We start from the raw sequence: 20,199 nt of genomic DNA, 5'->3' as shown, positions 1-20,199 counted from the left end.
CCCCACCTCGCCCCGCCCTGACGCAGGTTCTCAGCGAACCACGTCGAACACGTTCTTCTGCAGACCGTTCGCATACGCCTCGTGCTCGACCAGCTTCAGCTTCTGGGCGTCCTTGTCCGTGGTGCTGAACAGGCGCTTGCCCGCGCCGAGCAGCAGCGGGAAGACCAGCAGGTGGTAGCGGTCGATCAGGCCGGCGTCGGAGAGGGCACGGTTCAGGGTGGCGCTGCCGTGCATGATGATCGGGCCGCCCTCGGTCTCCTTCAGGGCGGCGACCTCGTCCAGGGTGCGCAGGATGGTGGTCTCGCCCCAGTTCTTCACCAGGTCGCCCTCGGTGAGCTTGCTGGAAACGACGTACTTCGGCATCGGCTTGTACGAGGCGAAGTCCTCCATGTCCGGCCACACCGGGCTGAACGCCTCGTAGCTGGTCCGGCCGAACAGCATCGCGGTGGCCTCCTCCTGCTCCCGGCCCTTGATCTCGAAGGCCTCGGGCAGGAACTCGACGTCCTTGAAGGTCCATCCCGAGTTCCGGTAGCCGGGCTCGCCCCCGGGGGCCTCCACGACGCCGTCGAGCGAGATGAAGGCGGTGCTGATGAGAGTGCGCATGTCGGGTTCCTCAACGTCGTTGGGTGGAGCTCGGAAAGCGGACGGTTGGCGGTTCAGGCCGCCTCAGCGGCCCTGCGCACCATGCATGAATCAAGACTGTTGATCATGAGGGAACTCATCGGTCCGCCGCCATACTTTTGCGCTCACGGCTTGCTCCCACAGGTTGGACTCACGGCTTGAGCCCACAGTTTGGACGCACGGCTGGGGCTCACAGATCGCGCTCACGGCTCGCCCAGCGGGTCTTCCGCAAGAGGGACCGGTGCACCGAGCGCCGCCTCGAAAGATCCGCGTTCGAAGACGAACGGCCCCATCGCCAGGGCCTCCGACAGCGGTACGTACAGCCCCCGGAAGCCGGACCAGGTGACCGTGTCAGGCCCCGCCGCGATCGCCGCCACCAGCGCCCCGCACCCCCACACCCCGCAGGAACACCCGAGCACCGGGACGTCCCCGGCGGGCAGTTCGTCGAACTCGGGGGCGCGGTCGCCGAGGAAGTGACGTACCGGATCGGCGAGTTCGTCGATCGGGAGACCGTTGTGGGGGTTCGCAATTGGGTCGTCCGGGGAGTCCAGGTCGCCCGGCTCCCGGCGCTCCTCGCGCTCCCGGACCCACAGGTCGTGGGCGGCCCCGGCGACGTGGGTGCGCAGGTCCTCGCCGTCGATACGGATGCAGGCGAGCCGGGAGGCCGTGGCGGGTGCGTTCGACGGGTAGGTCAGGAACTCGATGCGGTTCATGCGCCGACTGGAGTGCATCGGGGCATTGTGGGTCACAACAACTCCCGTGCTGCTGCGGCTCCCGACCCTCCACGTCTCAGGCTTCAGCTCTGAGCTCGCGGCTCGCGGCCCGATTCTTCGCGATGTTCCGAATCTTCCGTGCGCTGCCCGACTCTGCGAGCAGGGCGAGTACCGCCGGTGACGTCGAGTTCTCCGCGAGGCGGCGCTGCATCCAGTACGTCGCCTGCGCCAACTCGGCCGGTGTCGGCACCTGGCCGTCCTCGATGGACAGCTGAAGCAGCCAGTCGTCGACGCGTCGGACGATGAATTCGCGGAGCGACTCCTCCTGGAGCCGGTCGATCTCCGGCAGCAGTCCGGCCGACCACTGCCGGAACTCGGCCGGACCGGTCACCTTCCGGGCGATGCTGTCCACGAGGGCGACCACCGCCGTCTTGGCCGCACTCGCGTCGGGGTCGCGCACGATCGTGGCCACGACCGCGCGGTCCCGGTCGCGGCTCCGCGCGGCAGCGGTCACCATGACGACCCGCAGGTACGCGTCCAATCGCACATGGCCGTCCGCGAGGGCGGCGTCGACGTCCACGTCGATGAGGCCGGCCCCCGCCAGCAACTCGGTCACATCCGCATGCAGAGTCATCGCTTCATCTCATCCCGTCTCGCAGGGCCGGACTCCCTCCGTCCGACCCAGCGTGCCATCCTGGGAGGTCACAGCGCGCCGGACGGCTCAAGGATCGGCGGGGAACGTCCGGGCACGGGGTGCGTGGGGGGAGCAGGAGCAGGGTGCGGGGAAGAACGATGAGGCTCTGCTTTCTGGTGGAGGAGCGCTACCGGCACGACGGTATGCCTGTCGAGGTGATCGCTCAACTGAGGGACTGGGGGCACCGGGTCGACGTCATACGTTCCGGAGGCTCGCTGCTGGACATGACCGAGTCGCTGTGGGCGGGGGACCACGACGCCTGGGTACTCAAGACCGTTTCCGGCGGTCCGGGGCTCACGCTGCTCGAAGCCGCCGCCGAGGCCGGGGCGACGACCGTCAATGACGCCCGGGCGATACGTCGCGTACGTGACAAGGCACTCGCGGCGGCTGTCGCGGCGCGGCACGGGCTTCCGGTGCCGCGTACGTACGCCGCTGCCGCACCCCGACTCCTCGCGGAAATACCGGAGTCGGCCTACCCCCTGGTCGTCAAACCCGCCGACGGCAGCGCGGGACGCGCCGTCCGCCTCGTGTCCACGCCGGGCGAACTCGCCGCGCTGCTCCCCGTGCTGGCCGGGGAGGGGCTGCTGATCGCTCAGCCGTACGTCGCCAACTCGGGCACCGATCTGAAGGTGTACAGCGTCGGGGGGCGGCTGTACGCGACCGAGCGCCGCTCACCTCTCCACCCGGAGCACCCTGTTGCGGAGCGGCGGGTGCCGCTACCCGCCGAGATCGCCGCCCTCGTGGCAAGGGTCGGTGCGGTGTACGGACTGGATCTGTACGGCGTGGACGTGCTGGTCGGCCCGGAGGGGCCGGTCGTGGTGGACGTCAACGACTTCCCGAGCTTCCGTCAGGTGCCCGACGCGGCCGGGCAGGTGGCACGGGCGGTGCTGGGGCTGGCACGGGGCGGCCTGGACGCGGCCTATCCGGTACGCAACCGTCCGCTGATCCCGGTTTCTGCCCCGGCCCCGGCCCCGGCCCTGCCCCCGGTTGCGGCGCAGGTGGCTGCCGTGGTGGCGGGGGAGAGCGCGTGAGGGTCGGCCTGGTGACACCGGACCCGGGGCACCCGTTGCTCGCGGCGGTGGCGGGGCTGCTGATGCCGGAGCACGAGGTGACAGTGGTGGACCCGGCCGGCGGGGGCGAGGTGGCGGCCGGGCTGGTGCCGCTCGCCGATGTCTACCTCCTCAAGTCCCGTACCCCGCAAGCACTTTCGCTCGCCCATGGGCTGGAGCGCCACGGAGCACGGGTGGTGAACGGCGCCGCGGCGACAGCCCTGCTCCAGGACCGCACGGCGATGGCGGACCGCGCACAGCGGGCCAAGCTGCCCTTCGCTCCCACGCGCACGTACGACTCTCCTGCCCAACTGCTCACCGGCGAGGCGGTATTGAGCCCCGTCGTCGTCAAGAGCCGACGCAGCGCCAAGGGCGATGTGGTGGTACGGGTGGACGATGGCGTGCAGCTGCGGGCACTGGCGGGCGGTTGGCCGGCCGGCCCCGTCGTCGTCCAGGACTTCATGCCGAACGACGGCTGGGATCACAAGGTATGGGTGATCGAGGGGCGGATCTTCGCGGCGCGTCGGCGGTCGGAACTGTCGGAGGGGGAGGGGCGCGCGCCGTCCCGGAGTGAGCAACTTCCCCCTGCATGGGCAGAGTTGGCGCTCCGCGTGGGCGAGGTGTTCGAAGTCGAGGTGTACGGGGTCGACCTCGTCGAGGACGCTGCGGGGAGCCCCCTGATCGTCGACATCAACGCCTTCCCGGGCATCCGCGATCAGCCCGGCGCCCCGGAGGCACTGGTGGAACTGATCCTGGGGCGTCAGGCGCAGAGCTCGCGGAGGGGGTAGCGGCGAAGGTACCTGTGAAGGTACCTGTCGACCCCGTCGGCCACAGCCCTCCCATCGACCACAGCCCCCGTTGACCTCGGATGCTCGTCGACCTCGGATGCTCGTCGACCTCAGACGCAGGCCCTCAGTGCTGGATCAGGCCGCCGACCCGCACGGGCGCCACATGGCCGGTCGCCGGCGCTGACCGGGCCAGCGCGAGGCCGATGTCGACCAGGGACGAGCGGGCACGCCGGGGGACGTCGGGGAGGGGGGTCCAGACCGACTCGGCGGTTTCGCCGTTGGGTTCGGGGCGGAGGTGACCGCCGGTGATGCGGGCGCGGTAGAAGATGCCGACGCTGTGGAGCCCGGGGCTGCCGGGGACGCGGCGTTCGGCGGCGGGGATCGTTCGGGAGTCGACGCCCAGGAGGCTTTCCACCACGGCGTCCAGACCGGTCTCCTCGGCCACCTCGCGGACCACGGTGTCGAACGGATCCTCCGCGTGCTCGACCCGCCCTCCCGGCAGGGTCCACACCTTCCCGCCGTCCGGCTTGACCGCGTGGGCGAGCAGCACCCGCCCTTCCTCGATACACACGGCGTACGCCGCCAGTCGCAGATCCATGCTGGGAGGTTAGAGCCTGTCGGCCCTGTCGGCCGGGTACTCAGTCGAGGCCGTCCCGTCAGGATCGCGCCAAGGGCGGGCGCTTTCGCGTGAAGAAGGCGCAAGGGGGGTGCGGAGAGGGCGTTGTGTGGGCGGAATCTGGGCGGGCCTGCACGAATGTGAGAAGGAGTTTGCGTCGATGTCTGTTTGGAGCGCTGGTTCGGGAGTGGCCGCCGGGAGCCCCGTACCGGGGCCGGCTTCGGCCCGGGAGCGGGCCCAGCAGCCTGCCGATAGCGGGGAGCGCCACCGTCTGACCGCTGTGACCGGTCTTGCCGCGCTCTCGCTCGACGCGATGGCTTCGGTGGCGTACGGGCCCGAGGCGATCGTGCTGGTGCTGGCGGCGGCGGGAGGGTACGGGCTCGGTTTCACCCTGCCGGTCACGGTGGCCATCGCGGGGCTGCTGGCCGTGCTGGTGGCCTCGTACCGGCAGGTCATCGCGGCGTTTCCGGATGGTGGTGGGTCGTACGCGGTGGCCAAGGCGCATCTGGGGCGCCGGACCAGTCTGGTTGCCGCGGCCTCGCTGGTGCTGGATTACGTGCTCAACGTGGCGGTGGCGGTGACGGCGGGAGTTGCCGCGCTGACCTCCGCCTTTCCCGGGCTGTACGCGGACCGGCTGTGGCTCTGCCTCGGGATTCTGGTTGTGGTGACGGCGGTCAATCTGCGAGGGATCGTCGAGTCGGCGCGGGCGTTCATCGTGCCGACGGCGGTTTTCGTGGTGTCGATTCTGGTGCTGATCGGCGTGGGGCTGTTCCGGGACGGGCCGGTGTCCACGGCAACCACCGCAGGTCATGCGTCGGTGCTCGCCGACAACGCCACCACCGTCGGTGCGCTGCTGCTGCTGAAGGCCTTCGCGGCGGGCTGTTCGGCGCTGACCGGGGTCGAGGCGATCGCGAACGCGGTGCCTTCGTTCCGGACTCCGCGCGCCAAGCACGCGCAGCGGGCGGAGATCGCGCTCGGGGCGATCCTCGGAGTGATGCTGATCGGGCTGGCCGTGCTGATCGCGCGGTTCGGGCTCCAGCCGGTCGAAGGTGTCACGGTCCTCGCGCAGCTCGCGGATGCCTCGCTCGGGCACAACTGGGCTTTCTACGTCATCCAGTTCGCGACCATGACCCTGCTCGCACTGTCCGCGAACACCTCCTTCGGCGGGCTGCCGGTCCTCCTCAAGCTGCTCGCCCGCGACAACTACCTCCCGCACGTCTTCGCGCTGAAGGCCGACCGCCAGGTCCACCGGCACGGCGTGCTCACCCTCGCCGGGATTTCCGCCGCGCTGCTGGTCTTCTCCGGCGGCGACACCAACACCCTCGTGCCGCTCTTCGCGATCGGCGTCTTCGTCGGCTTCACGATCGCGCAGACCGGCATGGTGCTGCACCTGCGTCACGAACGCGGCGGGGGATGGGTGGGGAAGGCGATGGTCAACGGGTTCGGGGCACTGCTCACCGGGGTTTCGGCGATCGTCGTCACCGCCACCAAGTTCCACGACGGGGCGTGGCTGATCATCGTCGCGCTGCCGTTGCTGGTGCTCGGCTTCGAGGCGGTGCACCGGGCGTACCGACGGATCGGCGAGCGGCTCGGCCTCGGCCGGATTCCGCAGAGCCCGCGCCGCGCCCGTTCCCTGGTCGTGGTCCCCGTCTCGGGGCTGTCCCGGCTGACCAGTGAGGCACTGAACGCCGCCGTCTCGCTGGGCGACGAGGTGCACGCCGTCACCGTCACCCATCACGAACCCGAGGACCGGGCGAGCGCGCTGGCGCTGCTCCGCGACTGGGAGCTGTGGAACCCGGGCGTCGACCTGGTCGAGCTCCCCTCCGCGCACCGGACCGTGGGGCGGCCGGTCGCGACGTACGTCCAGAGCCTGCGAGCCCGGCAGCCCGACGCCCGGATCACCGTGCTGATCCCCGAGGTCGAGCCGGAGCGGCTGTGGCAGCGGATGCTGCAGAACCAGCGGGGTGCGGTGGTGGCCCACGCGGTACGTCGCGACACGGACGCGGCGGTGTGCAGGCTGCGGCTCCGGCTCGGGGCGGTCCGCTGACGACACCCCCGCATGGGGGGCTAGCACCACCTCACGGAGCGTGGTTGGCCCCATGGTTCGCAGGGCTTCCGATTTCTACCGTTGGAGGTGTTCGCGGAAGAGCGAATGCAACAGTGGCAGAAAGTCGAGAGGGACACCATGGCCTTGCGTCGAGACCGTACGCACACCGAGACGCGCACCCGGCGCCCCAGGAGCGAGGCCCCGGCGCACCCGGCCTCCACACCCGCCATCGAGCTCCGCTCGGTAACCCGCAGTTACGGTCGCGGGGCGGCCTCCGTGCACGCCCTGCGCGGAATGGACCTGGTCCTGCCGCGCGGCGGATTCACCGCCGTAATGGGCCCCTCCGGGTCCGGCAAGAGCACCTTCCTCCAGTGCGCGGCCGGGCTCGACCGGCCCACCTCCGGCGACGTACTCCTCGGCGGTGAATCGATCGCGGGGCTGCGCGAGGACCGGCTCACCGAGCTGCGCCGCTCCCGGATCGGCTTCGTCTTCCAGTCCTTCAACCTGCTGCCCTCCCTCACCGTCGCGCAGAACGTCCTGCTGCCGCAGCGCCTCGCCGGTGTGCGCCAGGACCGCCGCCGCGCCCAGGAACTCCTCACCGAGGTCGGGCTGCCCGAGCACGGCGACCGCCGTCCCGGGCAGCTCTCCGGCGGCCAGCAGCAACGCGTCGCCATCGCCCGCGCGCTGATCACCGGGCCCGAGGTGGTGTTCGCCGACGAGCCGACCGGGGCGCTGGACACCCGGTCCGCACACGAGGTGCTCGGGCTGCTGCGCAGGGCCGTCGACGTGATGGGCGCGACCGTCGTGATGGTCACCCATGACCCGGTGGCCGCCTCGCACGCCGACCGGGTGCTGTTCCTGGCCGACGGCGCGCTCGTGGGCGAACTGCACCGTCCCGACCCGCAGTCGGTCGCCGCCCGCATGGCCGACCTGACCACCTCCTCCTTCCCCGTCCGTCAGTACGCCGGGAGCGCCGCGTGAGCAACGGTCTCGCCCGGGCGTCCGTCCGCTTCCGCCCCGCCTCCTTCGTGGGCAGCTTCGTCGCCCTCCTGCTCGGCGCCGCCGTCATCACCGCCTGCGCCGCCCTCCTCCAGACCGGCATCCTCGCCAGGATCATCCCGGAGCGGTACGCCCACGCCCCGGTGGTGGTCGCCGCCGAGCCGTACACCTCGATCACCGTCGACCGCGGTCAGGAGCAGGAGACCATCTCCAGCCCGCTGCCCGAACGTGCCCGCGTGGACGGGGAGTTGGCGGCCAGGATCGCGGCCCGTCCGGGTGTCGCCTCGGTGGTCTGGGATCAGTCATTTCCGGTACGGGCAGACGCTCGGGCAGGCGCTGATGCCCAGGTGCGTGCCGATGCTCGGGTACGTCCCGACGCTCAGGTACGCCCCGACGCGTCGACCCGGTCCACCGGCGGTGACACCTCAGCCCCGGCACCCTCGTCGCTCAGCGCCAACAGTGCCTCCGCCGCCGGACCTCCGGTGGCGGGCCGTACCCCCGCAGCCGGTGAAGTGCTCCTGTCCCAACAGGTGGCCCGGGAAGCCCGGTTGAAGATCGGCGACCGTATCTCCCTCGCCACACCCGCCGGAGGCACGGACGTCTACCGCGTCTCCGGTCTCGCCGCGCCCTCCGCGCTCGGAACCGGTGTGTGGTTCGACGCCGTCGAGGCCGGGCGCCTCTCCGGGCACCCAGGAAAGGCCGACGCCCTCCTGGTCACCCCCAGGAAGGGCGTCGGCGCCGACACCCTCGCCGCCCAGGTGAAACAGGCCGTCGGCGACAAGGCGCAGGTCCTCACCGGCGACGACCGGGGAATGGCCGAACTGCCCGCGCTGGCCGCCGGAAAGACGTACCTCATCGGGCTCGGCGGCTCCTTCGGCGGCATCGCGGCCATGACCGCGATCTTCGTCGTGATGGGCACGATCGCGCTGGCCGTCACCCAGCGGGCCCGCGAGTTCGCCCTGCTGCGGGCCATCGGCGCCACCCCCAAGCAGATCCGCCGCACCATCGCCACCGAAGCGATGATGCTCGCCCCGGCCGCCGGACTCCTCGGCGCGATTCCCGGATACGCCCTCGCCAACTGGTGGTTCGGCGAACTGCTCACCCGAGGCGCCGTGCCGCCCCAACTCACCCTGACCACCGGCCCGTTGCCCATCGCGGCCGCCGTACTCCTCAGCACCCTCGCAGCCCTCGGTGCAGGTCGGGCGGCCGCCCGCCGACCCGCGAACCTCCGTCCGGGGCAGGCCCTCGGCGAGGCGTCCCTCACCCCGCCGGGTCCCGGCAAGGTCCGTATCGGCTTCGGTGTCGCCTTCTGCGCGGGCGGTGTCTCGCTGGCCGCCGTCGCCTCCCAGCTCAGCGGTGACGCCGCGGCGACCACCGCGCTCGGAGTCGTCATGTGCTTCCTGACCGGCGTCGCCCTGCTCGGCCCGCTGATCGCCCGCGCCGCGACCCGCGTCCTCGGCCTCCCGCTGCGCGCGGCCGGCGCCCCCGGCTCGCTCGCCGCCGACAACTCCGCCGCCAACGCACGCCGCCTGGCCTCCGCCATCACCCCCCTCGTCATGGTGATCGCCTTCTGCGGCACGCTCGTCTTCATGCAGACCAGCATCCGGGAGGCCTCCGCCCGCAACGTCGAAACCGCCGTCACCGCCGACCACGTCCTGACCCCCGCCGACCCCACCGGCCCCGGCCTCCCGGCAGAAACCGCCGCCCGCGCCGCCGCCCTCCCGGGAGTCCGGAGCGCCACCGGAATCCTCCGTACCGGCGTCGTCCACGAGTCCATGGAAAACCTCGTCACCGCCACCACCCTCGGCATCTCCGGCAACCCCGCCCACCTCCCCGAGGTCCTCGACCTCGACGTCCGCACCGGCTCCCTCGCCGCCCTCGGCACCGCCCGGGACACCGTCGCCCTCGACGCCTCCCTCGCCGACAACCTCGACGTGACCCTCGGCGACCGGGTCCCCCTGCGCCTCGGCGACGGCACCCACGTCCACCCCAAGCTCATCGCCACCTACTCCCGGGGCCTCGGCGTCGGCCAGGTCCTGATGCCCCGCGCCGCCCTCGTCGCGCACGTCACCGCCCCGTACGACTCCCAGGTCCTCGTCGCCGCCAAGCCCGGCACCCAAAACGCCGCTCTCACCGACCAGTTGAAGGCCCTCACCCCCGCCGCCACCGTCACCGACGCCGCCGGATACGGCGTCCAGGCCGACCTCGCCCAGGAACTCGGCGCCTGGGCCAACACCGTGATGGCCGCCGTCCTCGGCGGATTCGCCGCCATCTCCGCCGCCAACACCCTGGTCATGACCGTCCTGGACCGCCGCCGCGAAGTCGGCCTGCTCCGTCTCTCCGGCACCACCCGCCGCCAGGTCAAGGGCATGATGCGCTGGGAAGCCCTCCTGGTCGCCGCCACCGGCCTCGTCCTCGGCGCCGCCATCGCCTGGACCACCCTGCTGCCGATCGCGCGCGGAATCACCGGCGCGGCGCCCTACATCCCGCCGGCGATCGCCGTCCCGCTGGGTGCCGGAGCCGTACTGCTGACCCTCATGGCAACGGGCCTGCCGACCCGGGCACTGCTGCGGGTGCGACCGCTGGAGGCGGGGGCGGGCAAGGAGTAGGGGAAAGTCCGGGCCGGACCCCGGTCGGATCGGCGAAGGCGTGGGGCTCTACGGCGAGGGGTCGGGTCCCGTGTATCCGATGCGTACGCCCTCCTGATCCAGGGCACGGTCAACGATTCCTCCCCGGCATGGCGGCGACTCGGCACACTCATCCGCGGACAGCTGGGTGCATGAGGCGGGCGCGCCCATGGTTGGCTGGAGCATGACCACAGCTGAGAGCAAGAACGCAGCAGCGCCGCGCAGTTGGGCCGGCCGGATTCTGGTTGCCGGGGGATACGGGGCGGTCGGGACGGCCGTCACCCGTGCGCTCGACGGGTGGTTCCCGGGGCGGGTGGTGCCCGGCGGGCGCGACGGGGCGAGGGCGCGGCGGCTTGGGGGAGTACGGGTGGACGTGAGTGACCCGGGCGGGTTCCGTCGCACCCTGGACGAGCTTGGTGACATCGCGGCGGTGGTGCTGTGCGTCGAACCGCCGGACGCGGGGATCGCCGGGATCTGCTTCGAGCGCGGGATCCACCTGGTCGACGTAAGCGCCAATCGTCAACTCCTTGATTCTGTGGGCGAGTTGCATGACGTCGCCACCGCCCACAAAGCCACCGCCGTACTCAGCGTCGGCGTCGCCCCCGGCCTGACCAACCTCCTCGCCCGCCGCGCCCACCTGGCCGTCGGCGGTGCCGAGCGCATCGACCTCACCGTCCTCCTCGGCTCCGGCGAACGGCACGGTGCCGACGCCGTCCGCTGGACCGTCGCGGGGCTGACCCGGCCCGTCACCGCCCGCCCGGCCCGCACCGCCCTGCCGGGCCACGGCGCGCGCACCGCCCACCCCTTCCCCTTCTCCGACCAGTACACCCTCGCCCGCACCCTCGATGTCCCCGAGGTCACCACCCGACTGTGCCTGGACTCCCGGCCGCTGACCGCCGCGCTCTTCGCCCTGCGCCGAACTCCCGTGCTCCGTAAGGCAATTGCGCACCCTGCCGCCCAACGCCTGCTCACCGCGAGCTTCAGCCGCGTCCACCTCGGCGGCAACGGCTTCGCGATCCGCGCCGACGCCCACCGGGGCGATGCGCACGCCGCCTACGCCCTCACCGGACGCCAACAGAGCGACATCACAGGCCTGACGGCCGCCCACGTCACCCGCGCCCTCATCGCCCCCGAAGCCGAGCCGGTCCCCCCGGGCGTCCACCACATCGACCAACTCCCCACCCTGGCGGCCCTTCCGGAGGACCTGGCCGCACACGGGGTGCGGGTGCACCGGCAGCACCGCGGCCCCGCAGTGTGACGCGAGGCACGGTCAGGGCCGTCACGTTCCCGGCCCTCACGCGGTCAAGAGGTCGCGAGCCGGGATCCGATCCGCGATCCCGGTCGACGATCCCGGTCCACGAACCGCCGAAGGAGCGAGGGCAACGACCATGGAGACCCTGACCGTACGCCGCCTCATCGCCGCACCCCCCGCCGACGTATTCGACTGGTGCGCCACCTCCACCAACTACACCCGCTCGCCCTACATCCTCAAGGCGCGGCTGGCCCGGCCGGGCGACGGTGCACCGTACGGGACGGGTGCCGTCCGCCTGCACACCTGGACCATCGGCTACTTCCGCGAGCGGATCACCGCCTACCACCCGCCGTACGACTTCGACTACACGGTCGAGCGCAGCTTTCCGCCCGCCAGGCACGAGTTGGGCCGGATGACCTTCACGGAGGTCGACGGGGGTACGGAGGTCAGCTGGACCACCACCTTCGAGGTCCGCGTCCCACTCGTCGGCCCGGCCCTCACCCGTATCGGCGGCAAGCTCCTCGTCGCCCGCGCCTTCGCCAGCATCCTGGACGCGGGCAACGCGGCACTCACGGCCGGACTTGAAGCCGCTCCCTAGGCACCGCCACCGGCACACCCCGCAGGCGCTTACGCCGTTGTCCGTCACGCTGCGCTCCCCGGAGACGGAGGGTGGTGAAGCGGGCAAGCGGTTCAGCGTGAAGACACCGGACGGTTTCGCCAACGTCGGCCCCAACCCCGTGGTCACCTTCCGGAGGCAGCAACTGAGCGAACCGGCGGAGGAGTTCACGCATGTACGCACGCCTGGCGACCAGCCCCGGAAGGCCCGGCCGTGCGAACGAGGACTTCGCCGGCGTCGTCCCCAGAGCAGCGGTCCTCCTGGACGGCGCCGGCATTCCCGGAGCGGAGTCGGTCTGCTCCCACGGGGTCGCCTGGTACACGCGCCGTCTCGGCGGCACCCTGCTCGGCCACCTGTCACAGGACGACGGCCGGAGCCTCCCCGAGGTCCTCGCCGCCGCGATCGCGGAGACGGCCGCCGCCCACCAGGACACCTGCGACCTCTCCAGCCCCCTCAGCCCCCAGGCAACCGTGGCGATCGTCCGCACCCCAAGGCGTCACTTGGACGACCCCGCCCTCCAGGGCCACCGGAGCCACCTTGAGCTCCTCCTCCTCGGAGACTCCTACCTCCTCCTCAGCCGCGCGGGCCGTGGCCCGCAACTCCTCACCGACACCCGCGAAGTCACCGCCAGGCGACTGTGCTCGGCTCCCCTGGCGGGAATCCCCGAGGACGCCCCGGAGTACCCCCGCGTCCGCGCCACCTGCGCCGAAGCGCTCCGGGCCCGCCGTAACAACCTTGCCCACAAAGGCAGTTACTGGCTGGCCAAGGAAGACCCGCAGGCGGCCGGGCAGGCGGTCACCGGCAGCCTCTCGCTATCCGACCTGACCAGCGCCACCCTGCTCAGCAACGGCGCGGCCCGCCTGGTCACCCCGTACGCCCTGACCGACTGGCCCGGCGCCCTCCACCTCCTCGCCACCCACGGCGCCACCGGCCTCCTGCGCCGCCTCCGGGACGCCGAAGAACGGGCCAGGCCCCGGTACGGGGCCCCCGACGACGCCACCGTGGTCCACTGCACCTTCCGACAGCCCCACCTGACATGCTGCGGGACATGACCACGAGGGACAACGCGGGTGCCGACGCCGACGCTGATGCCGTCACCGACGCTGATGCCGTCGCCGACCCCGTCGCGGAGTTCGAAGCGCACCGGCCCCGGCTGTTCTCGCTCGCGTACCGGATGCTCGGTTCGGCCAGTGAGGCCGAGGACATCGTGCAGGACACCTATCTGCGCTGGAGCGGGGCCGAGACCGAGGCGGTGCGGACCCCGGCCGCCTGGCTGACCAGGGTCATGACCAACCTCTGCATCAGCCACCTCACCTCCGCCCGCGTCCGGCGCGAACGGTACGTCGGGCCGTGGCTGCCCGAGCCGGTACTGACGGGTGCGGCCGGTCAGGGTGCTGCCGAACGGCTCGGTCCGCTGGAGACTGTGGAGCAGCGCGAGTCCGTGTCGTTCGCGCTGCTCACGCTGCTGGAGCGGCTCACTCCGGCGGAGCGCGCGGTGTTCGTACTGCGGGAGGCGTTCGGGCACAGCCACCGGGAGATCGCGGATGCGGTCGGGGTGGAGGAAGCACACTCGCGGCAGCTGCTGCGGCGGGCCCAGCAGCAACTGGGGAGCCCACGGCGGCAGTTCGAGGTGGACGAGGGGAAGAAGAGGGTGCTGGTCGAGCGCTTCTTCGCCGCCACCATGAACGGTGATGTGGCCGGACTGGAGGCGCTGCTCGCGGACGATGTGGTCGCGTGGGCGGACGGCGGCGGTCAGGTGACCGCGGCCCGTCGGCCGATCGTCGGGCGGGACAGGGTGCTGCGCTATCTGCTGGGGATGGCAGCCCGGGAAGAGGCGTCCGGAATCCGGTTCGACTTCGCGACGGTGAACGGGGAGGACGCGGTGATCGTCCGTATGGGTGGAGAGGGGGAGGTGGGTGCGCCGCTGTTCGCCGTGGTCGTGCCGGAGTTCCGGGAGGGGCTGATCTGTGGGGTGCGTACGGTCGTCAGCCCCGAGAAGCTCGCCTTCGTCGCAGGTCAGCTGGGCTGATGCGGTGAGTGGCCCAGTTTGCGGTCCGGCGCGTGGCCCTGGGCGTGATCTGGTTCACCCGGTGGGCTGTCACGAACCGGTGGGCCCGCCGGTTCAGGAGGCATGACACATCACATCGTGGTTCTCGGAGCCGGTTACGCCGGAATGCTCGCGGCGAAGGGCGCGGCGCGCAGGCTGCGGCGCAGCGACGTCCGTATCACCCTGGTCAACGAGGTCCCGTACTTCGTGGAGCGGGTGCGGTCACACCAGCTCGCCGCGGGCCGGCCGATCCAGGAGCGCCCCCTGGGCGGGATGCTCGCCAGTACCGGCATCGAGCTGGTCGTCGGGCGGGTGACCGGCATCGATGCCGATGCTCGTACGGTACGGATCGACGGCGGTGCGCCGGTCACCAGCGACACCCTCACCTACGACTCCCTCGTCTACGCTCTCGGCAGTGGCCCCGACCGTGCCACCGTCCCCGGAGTCGCCGAGCACGCCCTCTCGGTGGCCACCCACGGGGACGCCGTGCGCCTGCGGCAACGTATCGCCGAGGGACACGGAACGGTGGCCGTCGCCGGCGCGGGGCTGACCGGCCTCGAAGTGGCCGTCGAGCTGGCCGAGTCCCGCCCCGGACTCAAGGTGCGACTGGTCACGGGCGGCGAGGTCGGCGCCGCACTCTCCGCGCGAGGACGTCGCTATCTGCGTACCGCCCTCACCCGGCACGGAATTGAACTCAGCGAGCACACAAGAGTGTTGGAGGTCACGGAGCACGGCCTCCGGCTCGCCGACGGCGGCGGGATCCCGGCCGACACGGTCGTCTGGACCACCGGATTCAAGGTGCCGGAACTGGCCCGCGAGGCCGGCTTCGCCGTCGACGGCCGAGGGCTGGTCAAGGTCGACCGGTGGCTGCGTTCGGTCTCCCACCCGGAGGTCTTCGCGGCGGGCGACGCCGCTGCCGCGTACGGACCCGGCGGTGTTCCGTCCCGGCTGTCCTGCCAGACCGGGCTGCCGATGGGCAGATGCGCGGCCCGCAATGTAGCCGCCTCGGTCACCGGGCGCCGCGCACGGCCGCTGCGACTGCGTTACGTCGGTCAGAACATCAGCCTCGGCCGCCATGACGGCCTCACCCAGCTCACCCGCCTCGACGACACCCCGGTGGAGGCCATCCTCACCGGCCGCACCTCGGCCCGCCTGAAGGAACTGGTGACCAGGGGAACGGTGCTGGTGGTACGCCGCTGAGAGTCAGGGAGTCAGGGAGCCGCGAGCCAGGGAGCCCGCGAGTCCGGAAGCTTGCCGCGAAGCCCCCCCCAGACCCGGTCCGGGCCTCCTAACCCTGGAAGTCCCACGAATCGATGTCCCGGTACCGGATCGGCCCCGGCCCGCGCCCGAAGTTGCTGCCCACCAGATGCAGCCGTCGCGCCCGCCACCTGCGGCCGGTGAACCCCGCCAGTCCGGCGGCCGACTCCACCACGGCCGCCGGATCGTCGCGGCGGGCGCGCGCCAGCGTCAGATGCGGGCGCAGCGGGCGGCCCTCGAAGGGGATGCCGCACTCTCCGATCAGGGCGCGCACCTCGTCGGAGAGCAGGTGCAGTCCGTCCAGGTCGCCGTCGATACCGGTCCAGAGCACCCGTTCGTCGAACTGTCCACCGCCGCGCAGCCCCAGTTCCAGGGGCCGGCGCGCGGCCGCGAGGTCCGCGAGCGCGGGGCGCAGCGGGGGCACCGAGGCGAGGGGGAGTTCGCCGAGGAAGGCCAGGGTGAGGTGCCAGTCCTCGATGCGGTTCCACCGCATGCGGGGGTACGCCGCGTAGGCGGGGGCCAACGCCTCGGCGAGTTCGTCCTTGGCTTCGTCGGGCGGGGCGAGGGCGATGAAAACGCGGGTGGTGGCGGGAGCGTTCGGTTCTGCGTGCACCTGGGAATTCGTACCGTATCGACACCGCACGGGGTAGCCCGGGGCCCTCTTCCGGGCCCGCGACACGGCTCGCCAGGCGCGTCGGCCCCTCCGGGCGGATAAACCAGTCCGTGCGGGTAGCCAGTCCGTGCGGCCGGTCGGCCTGTCCCGCCGGTCAGTCCGTCGTCGGGGTGGCCTGGTGGAAGTACATCCGCCAGCCCGATTCCGTCAGTCGCCACAGGGAGCTGCGCCAGGCGCGGCGGCTGCCGTCGACGAGGCAGTACGTCAGGTGGACGACGCCGGGAGCCAGTACGGCGCCGGCCATCTCGCTCACCTCGACCGGCACCTGTGCACCCACCGTCCCGGAACCGGTCACCGCCAGGATCGTCTTCGCGTCCCAGCGCCGGCCCGACGCCCCGAACTCCACGAACGCCGGATCGAGGAGCGCCGACACCAGTTCCGGATCGGCCCGTACCAGGGGGTCGAGGAGGCGGAGCTCGGCGGCGATGGCTGCTTCGACCTGGGTGTCTTTGTTCATGATGGGCCGACCCTATCGAGGTGCTCCCCGGGGCGCCCTTCGGCGCGCCCCCGACGTGGACCTGACACGAAGTTCCCGCCCCGACCCCGCTATTCCCCCGGCTTCTCCGGCTTCTCCGGCAGCTCGCGCCGCTCCAGCGGCCGGACCGCCGGGCCCTGGAGGACCGAGCCGTCGGTGGCGAAACGGGAGCCGTGGCAGGGGCACTCCCAGGCGGTACTGAGCCCGGCGATGCCCCCGCCCACCACGACCACATCCGCCTCGATGTCGTCCGTCAGCGGCGGAAAGGCGGTGGTGGGACTCGAATCCAGCCAGTACGACTCGTGACGGCCCGGCAGCGGCCGGTCGCCCGGGCGGGGCTGGTCGGGCTGGGTCCGGTCCGGACGGGGTACGGGGGGAAAGGTCATGGAGGACGTGTTCCACGTACCGTTGGAAGGATTCCCCTGCGGGTACACCGGCCCCGAATGCCGGACTGGGTGGAATGATTCCGGCCACGCCGACGACCCTTGTCCCGGCGGGTCGGTGGGTAGGGTCGACGCATGGCTGCTCCCTGGGAGCGGGGCGTGCGGGTGGTTGCGGAAGCGGTGAGCGGTGGGTACGAGCGCGGCCATGGCCCGGGTACTGAGCGAACTGTCGTCCGGTGGTGCGTCGGGGCTGTTGGGCGGCGACCCCAGCGAGTGCGCCGAGATCCTGGGGGTGGACGGGGTCGCCATCTCCCTGGACCGGGACAACGCGCTGTACGAACTGGTCTGGTCGACCGAGGGGACCAGCGAGGCGCTGGAGGACGTCCAGTACACCCTGGGCGAGGGCCCGGGCGTGGACACGGCGACCAGCGGATCCATGGTGATGGTCTCCGACCTGGAACAGGAACGGGCGGACCGCTGGCCCGCACTGCTGCCGGCCGCCACCGGGCTGGGAGTACGGTCGGTGTTCTGTCTGCCGCTGCGCATCGGCGGCGTATCGCTCGGCGTGCTGACCGCCCAGCGGGCCTCGCCGGGACCGATGGCCGCGCACGCGGTGGACGATGTGCTGATCCTGGCGGCGACGGCGACCGCGGTACTGATCGGCGGCGGGCAGCGGCAGCGGTTCACCCACGCGGAGCCAACCAGCCATCTGCACCGGGCGGCGGTCCACCAGGCGACCGGCATGATCAGTGTGCAGGCGAACGTCACCCTCACCGAGGCACTGGTGCTGCTGCGCGCCCACGCCTACCGCTACGACCGGGCGTTGCTCGATGTCGCCCGCGACGTGGTGGCGAGGAACTTGCACTTTCGAGACACTGGTGGCGGGACCGCCCCGTCGTCCGGGGCGATGGAATGACGGGGACGGTGAGCCGGCGATCCGGCTCCTCGGCGAGCTTCAACCCGCCTTCCCTGAAGCTCAGTCCGGCTTCTCGGCCGACATCCTCACGGAGGGAACAGCGGCCCGGACGCGAGCTCTGCCGCGTCCGGGCGATGCTTCCCGCCCCGGTTGGGGCACCGGGGCTGAGGGCCGTTGGCCCACGTCGGGAAGGAGATGCGTCACTTCCGCCAGAAGAGGTGGTGGGTGACGCCGCTGGGGCTCGGTACGACGTCGAGGTGGAAGCGGTCGAGCAGGTCGTCGGGGGAGTTCCAGAGCCGTACACCGGACCCGAACTTCATCGGTGAGACCGCCACGTGCAAGGAGTCGACGAGGTCGGCGTCGAGGAACTGCCGGATGGTGGAGGCCCCGCCACCGAGCCGTACGTCCTTGCCCCGGGCTGCCTCCTTCGCCTGGGCGAGGACCGTGGCGGGGTCGCCGTCGACGAAGTGGAACGTGGTGTCGGAGAGTGTGAACGACGGACGCACGTGGTGGGTCATGACGAACACGGGCGTGTGGAACGGGGGTTCGTCGCCCCACCAGCCCTGCCACTCGTGGTCCTGCCAGGGTCCGCGCTGGGGCCCGAACTTGTTGCGCCCCATGATCTCGGCGCCGATGTTGTGCGCGAAGTCCCGGGTCATGTAGTCATCCAGGCCCCGGCTCCCACCGGGGTCGGTGCGGTTGGGCCAGCTCGCCGTGGCCCCGGCCCAGGCGAACATCTCCCCGGGATCGACATGCCCGAACGGCCTCTCCAGGCTCTGGTTCTCGCCGGCGCCGATTCCGTCACTGGAGACATTGAAGTTCTGGACTTTCAGCAGCTGCGGCACGGGCTCTCCTGTGCTGTCGGTATGCGGTACGGGGACTGGTGACGATAACGAGAGGGAGACTCCCCCGGGAGGCGAAACTCATCGGTCGGCCTGACGAAAAGGCACCGGGCTCACGCCCTGAAGGCGTCCGCGTGTTCCGTCGCCCACTGGCTGAACGGGCGGGCCGGCCGGCCGGTGACCCGCTGGACCGTGTCGATGACGGTCCGGCCCTCCGGCGGAGTGTTCTTGAATACGTCGATCATCCAGGCGGCGGTGCTCTCGTCGAGGCCGTCCGCGAGGTACTTCTCCAGAGCCTGGGCCTCGGAGAGTTCGACCAGGCTGATCTCGCGGCCGGTGGCGGCGGCGAGTGCGGCCACCTTCTCCCGTACCGTCAGGGCCTGCGGACCGGTGACCAGGTACACCTGGCCCGCATGCCCCTTCTCGCTGAGCGCGGTCGCGATAACCGCACCGATGTCGGCCTCGTGGACCATCGCGCTGACGTTGTCGACGAAGGCGGCGCGCACCGTCGCCTCCGTACGGATGGAGTCCGCCCAGCCCAGGGCGTTGGCCATGAACTCGACCGGCATCGCCACGGTCCAGTCGAGTCCACTCTCCCGTACCGCGTCCTCCAGCGGGGTCGGCCCGCCGCCGTTCAGCACGGTGAGGCGCCGCACTCCGGCCTTCCGGGCCAGTGCGACGATCTCCGGGCCGGTCTCCAGCGGCTGGTAGCCACCGCCGGTGAAGGTGATCAGATGCAGACCGGTCACACCGTCGAGCGCCGGCCCGAGGCTCCCGGGGTCGGCGAGGTCTCCGCCCACCACCTCGACCCCCGGCGGGAACTGTGCCGCCGACGGGTTGCGGGTCAGCGCGCGCACCGTGTGACCGCGCTCCAAAAGCTCGCGGACCACCTCGCGGCCGACGCTTCCGGTCGCGCCGGCCACGAGAAAGGTCTGGGGTGTCGCGTTCGTCGTCATGTCTCCACCCTAGAAACCCTTGCGGTCAGCTTCTGTCCGCAACTCCTCATGACGTCAAGGGCGTTGTTACGCACCGGTGGTCGACCCCGGGCGGACGATCATCAGAACGGTGACGACCGCCCACAGCACATTGAAGATGCCGGTGAGCATGTGCAGGCGGGAGGCCGTCCCCTTCAGCTCTCCTGCCTCCGCTCCCGCCTCCCGGTCGCCCATCGCGAGCATGCGCTGCTGGTACGGGAGGATCCACAGACCCAGCAGCGCCGCCGCCAGAATCGTCAGTACCAGCGAGACGACCAGCCACGCGTCCCTGAGAACCCCCAGTGCCGCACCGGTCGCGATGCCGAAGACCGGCACGGCGAGCCCGGCGATCGCATACCCCCGGCACACCTTGTGCAGCACCGTGGCGATCCCGGCGGCCTGGCCCCCCTCCAGTACCGCCTGCTTCGCGTATCTCGGGAACATCGAGGCCGCCACGGAGATCGACCCGACCGCCAGGATGGCGACGATCACATGCACGGACAGCAAGAACTTGGTCATCGGGCCGTTCCTCCGGGCGAACATCAGGCAGCGGTCTACATATTGGCTGCCAATAGGTAGCACGGCTACCACTCGGTTGGGTAGACTGCCT

Annotated in this window: 20 protein-coding genes and 1 pseudogene; 11 read left to right on the top strand and 10 right to left on the bottom strand. The window is 71.4% G+C overall.

The annotated features are described in order from the left end of the window. Nucleotides 1-30 precede the first annotated feature (30 nt). The 3 genes from ACIA73_RS02905 to ACIA73_RS02895 form a co-directional block, all read right to left on the bottom strand. The gene (locus ACIA73_RS02905) at nucleotides 31-603 is read right to left on the bottom strand and encodes a dihydrofolate reductase family protein (RefSeq protein WP_399436446.1); all 573 of its coding nucleotides are present in this window, start codon (nucleotides 601-603) and stop codon (nucleotides 31-33) included. A 221-nt stretch (nucleotides 604-824) separates the two neighbouring features. Then, nucleotides 825-1,334: a hypothetical protein gene (locus ACIA73_RS02900; protein ID WP_399436445.1), complete on the bottom strand. Its 510-nt coding sequence runs from the start codon at nucleotides 1,332-1,334 to the stop codon at nucleotides 825-827. A 76-nt stretch (nucleotides 1,335-1,410) separates the two neighbouring features. Then, nucleotides 1,411-1,968: a hypothetical protein gene (locus ACIA73_RS02895; RefSeq protein WP_399436444.1), complete on the bottom strand. Its 558-nt coding sequence runs from the start codon at nucleotides 1,966-1,968 to the stop codon at nucleotides 1,411-1,413. Nucleotides 1,969-2,126: 158 nt separating this feature from the next. Here ACIA73_RS02895 and ACIA73_RS02890 point away from each other — a divergent pair, with 158 nt between their 5' ends. Together ACIA73_RS02890 and ACIA73_RS02885 are read left to right on the top strand one after the other, a co-directional pair. Next, a complete protein-coding gene (locus ACIA73_RS02890) occupies nucleotides 2,127-3,059 on the top strand; it encodes a RimK family alpha-L-glutamate ligase (protein WP_399436443.1) in 933 nt (310 codons plus the stop codon). Continuing rightward, nucleotides 3,056-3,865 carry a RimK family alpha-L-glutamate ligase gene (locus ACIA73_RS02885; RefSeq protein WP_399436442.1) on the top strand — a complete coding sequence of 270 codons (810 nt, stop codon included), beginning with the start codon at nucleotides 3,056-3,058 and terminating at the stop codon, nucleotides 3,863-3,865. Before ACIA73_RS02890 ends, ACIA73_RS02885 begins: the two co-directional genes overlap by 4 nt. Nucleotides 3,866-3,989: 124 nt before the next feature. Here ACIA73_RS02885 and ACIA73_RS02880 read toward each other — a convergent pair whose 3' ends face one another. Next, nucleotides 3,990-4,463 (bottom strand): NUDIX hydrolase, encoded by a 474-nt coding sequence (locus ACIA73_RS02880; protein WP_399436441.1) that lies wholly within the window; start codon nucleotides 4,461-4,463, stop codon nucleotides 3,990-3,992. Between the two features lie 178 nt (nucleotides 4,464-4,641). On the opposite strand from ACIA73_RS02880, the gene ACIA73_RS02875 reads away from it, so the two are divergent. The 8 genes from ACIA73_RS02875 (at nucleotide 4,642) to ACIA73_RS02840 (ending at nucleotide 15,269) form a co-directional block, all read left to right on the top strand. After that, nucleotides 4,642-6,528, top strand: a complete 1,887-nt coding sequence (locus tag ACIA73_RS02875) for an APC family permease (RefSeq protein ID WP_399436440.1) — start codon at nucleotides 4,642-4,644, stop codon at nucleotides 6,526-6,528. Between the two features lie 138 nt (nucleotides 6,529-6,666). After that, entirely contained in the window at nucleotides 6,667-7,509 is an 843-nt protein-coding gene (locus ACIA73_RS02870) for an ABC transporter ATP-binding protein (protein WP_399436439.1), read from the top strand. After that, complete coding sequence (locus ACIA73_RS02865; protein ID WP_399436438.1) at nucleotides 7,506-10,136, top strand: FtsX-like permease family protein; 2,631 nt, start codon at nucleotides 7,506-7,508, stop codon at nucleotides 10,134-10,136. The genes ACIA73_RS02870 and ACIA73_RS02865 overlap by 4 nt, the downstream gene beginning before the upstream one ends. Nucleotides 10,137-10,338: 202 nt before the next feature. Beyond that, nucleotides 10,339-11,412, top strand: a complete 1,074-nt coding sequence (locus tag ACIA73_RS02860; RefSeq protein ID WP_399436437.1) for a saccharopine dehydrogenase — start codon at nucleotides 10,339-10,341, stop codon at nucleotides 11,410-11,412. Nucleotides 11,413-11,542: 130 nt separating this feature from the next. Next, nucleotides 11,543-12,004, top strand: coding sequence for an SRPBCC family protein (locus ACIA73_RS02855; RefSeq protein WP_399436436.1), 462 nt, complete (start codon nucleotides 11,543-11,545; stop codon nucleotides 12,002-12,004). 191 nt (nucleotides 12,005-12,195) lie between these two features. Continuing rightward, entirely contained in the window at nucleotides 12,196-13,074 is an 879-nt protein-coding gene (locus ACIA73_RS02850; protein ID WP_399436435.1) for an integrase, read from the top strand. Beyond that, on the top strand, nucleotides 13,071-14,051 hold the full coding sequence (locus tag ACIA73_RS02845) for an RNA polymerase sigma-70 factor (protein ID WP_399436434.1): 981 nt from the start codon (nucleotides 13,071-13,073) through the stop codon (nucleotides 14,049-14,051). Before ACIA73_RS02850 ends, ACIA73_RS02845 begins: the two co-directional genes overlap by 4 nt. Nucleotides 14,052-14,153: 102 nt before the next feature. Next, nucleotides 14,154-15,269 carry an NAD(P)/FAD-dependent oxidoreductase gene (locus ACIA73_RS02840; RefSeq protein ID WP_399436433.1) on the top strand — a complete coding sequence of 372 codons (1,116 nt, stop codon included), beginning with the start codon at nucleotides 14,154-14,156 and terminating at the stop codon, nucleotides 15,267-15,269. 88 nt (nucleotides 15,270-15,357) lie between these two features. On the opposite strand, the gene thpR is transcribed toward ACIA73_RS02840, so the two are convergent. From thpR to ACIA73_RS02825, 3 genes and pseudogenes are all read right to left on the bottom strand, one after another. Beyond that, the gene (gene thpR, locus ACIA73_RS02835) at nucleotides 15,358-15,939 is read right to left on the bottom strand and encodes an RNA 2',3'-cyclic phosphodiesterase (RefSeq protein ID WP_399436432.1); all 582 of its coding nucleotides are present in this window, start codon (nucleotides 15,937-15,939) and stop codon (nucleotides 15,358-15,360) included. A 154-nt stretch (nucleotides 15,940-16,093) separates the two neighbouring features. Beyond that, nucleotides 16,094-16,456 (bottom strand): DUF4440 domain-containing protein, encoded by a 363-nt coding sequence (locus ACIA73_RS02830; RefSeq protein ID WP_399436431.1) that lies wholly within the window; start codon nucleotides 16,454-16,456, stop codon nucleotides 16,094-16,096. Between the two features lie 89 nt (nucleotides 16,457-16,545). Beyond that, nucleotides 16,546-16,668, bottom strand: a pseudogene (locus tag ACIA73_RS02825) (Rieske 2Fe-2S domain-containing protein); the annotation flags it as partial. Nucleotides 16,669-17,062: 394 nt separating this feature from the next. Between ACIA73_RS02825 and ACIA73_RS02820 the strand changes: the two are divergent. Then, a complete protein-coding gene (locus tag ACIA73_RS02820) occupies nucleotides 17,063-17,773 on the top strand; it encodes a GAF and ANTAR domain-containing protein (protein WP_399436430.1) in 711 nt (236 codons plus the stop codon). A 200-nt stretch (nucleotides 17,774-17,973) separates the two neighbouring features. Here ACIA73_RS02820 and ACIA73_RS02815 read toward each other — a convergent pair whose 3' ends face one another. The 3 genes from ACIA73_RS02815 to ACIA73_RS02805 form a co-directional block, all read right to left on the bottom strand. Then, complete coding sequence (locus tag ACIA73_RS02815; RefSeq protein WP_399436429.1) at nucleotides 17,974-18,618, bottom strand: dihydrofolate reductase family protein; 645 nt, start codon at nucleotides 18,616-18,618, stop codon at nucleotides 17,974-17,976. A 110-nt stretch (nucleotides 18,619-18,728) separates the two neighbouring features. Next, nucleotides 18,729-19,571, bottom strand: coding sequence for an NAD(P)H-binding protein (locus tag ACIA73_RS02810; protein ID WP_399436428.1), 843 nt, complete (start codon nucleotides 19,569-19,571; stop codon nucleotides 18,729-18,731). Between the two features lie 66 nt (nucleotides 19,572-19,637). Then, entirely contained in the window at nucleotides 19,638-20,108 is a 471-nt protein-coding gene (locus tag ACIA73_RS02805) for a hypothetical protein (RefSeq protein ID WP_399436427.1), read from the bottom strand. Nucleotides 20,109-20,199: the final 91 nt, after the last annotated feature.

The organism is Streptomyces sp. NPDC051561, assembly GCF_044454195.1.
Lineage (GTDB): Bacteria > Actinomycetota > Actinomycetes > Streptomycetales > Streptomycetaceae > Streptomyces.
The sequence above is the reverse complement of the archived record's forward strand: the minus strand, read 5'-3'. Positions and strand labels throughout refer to the sequence as shown.

Coding starts and splice junctions, on each gene's coding strand:
- ACIA73_RS02905 (WP_399436446.1), bottom strand. CDS start 603: ATGCGCACTCTCATCAGCACCGCCTTCATCTCGCTCGACGGCGTCGTG.
- ACIA73_RS02900 (WP_399436445.1), bottom strand. CDS start 1,334: ATGAACCGCATCGAGTTCCTGACCTACCCGTCGAACGCACCCGCCACG.
- ACIA73_RS02895 (WP_399436444.1), bottom strand. CDS start 1,968: ATGACTCTGCATGCGGATGTGACCGAGTTGCTGGCGGGGGCCGGCCTC.
- ACIA73_RS02890 (WP_399436443.1), top strand. CDS start 2,127: ATGAGGCTCTGCTTTCTGGTGGAGGAGCGCTACCGGCACGACGGTATG.
- ACIA73_RS02880 (WP_399436441.1), bottom strand. CDS start 4,463: ATGGATCTGCGACTGGCGGCGTACGCCGTGTGTATCGAGGAAGGGCGG.
- ACIA73_RS02875 (WP_399436440.1), top strand. CDS start 4,642: ATGTCTGTTTGGAGCGCTGGTTCGGGAGTGGCCGCCGGGAGCCCCGTA.
- ACIA73_RS02870 (WP_399436439.1), top strand. CDS start 6,667: ATGGCCTTGCGTCGAGACCGTACGCACACCGAGACGCGCACCCGGCGC.
- ACIA73_RS02860 (WP_399436437.1), top strand. CDS start 10,339: ATGACCACAGCTGAGAGCAAGAACGCAGCAGCGCCGCGCAGTTGGGCC.
- ACIA73_RS02855 (WP_399436436.1), top strand. CDS start 11,543: ATGGAGACCCTGACCGTACGCCGCCTCATCGCCGCACCCCCCGCCGAC.
- ACIA73_RS02850 (WP_399436435.1), top strand. CDS start 12,196: ATGTACGCACGCCTGGCGACCAGCCCCGGAAGGCCCGGCCGTGCGAAC.
- ACIA73_RS02845 (WP_399436434.1), top strand. CDS start 13,071: ATGACCACGAGGGACAACGCGGGTGCCGACGCCGACGCTGATGCCGTC.
- ACIA73_RS02840 (WP_399436433.1), top strand. CDS start 14,154: ATGACACATCACATCGTGGTTCTCGGAGCCGGTTACGCCGGAATGCTC.
- ACIA73_RS02830 (WP_399436431.1), bottom strand. CDS start 16,456: ATGAACAAAGACACCCAGGTCGAAGCAGCCATCGCCGCCGAGCTCCGC.
- ACIA73_RS02820 (WP_399436430.1), top strand. CDS start 17,063: ATGGCCCGGGTACTGAGCGAACTGTCGTCCGGTGGTGCGTCGGGGCTG.
- ACIA73_RS02810 (WP_399436428.1), bottom strand. CDS start 19,571: ATGACGACGAACGCGACACCCCAGACCTTTCTCGTGGCCGGCGCGACC.
- ACIA73_RS02805 (WP_399436427.1), bottom strand. CDS start 20,108: ATGACCAAGTTCTTGCTGTCCGTGCATGTGATCGTCGCCATCCTGGCG.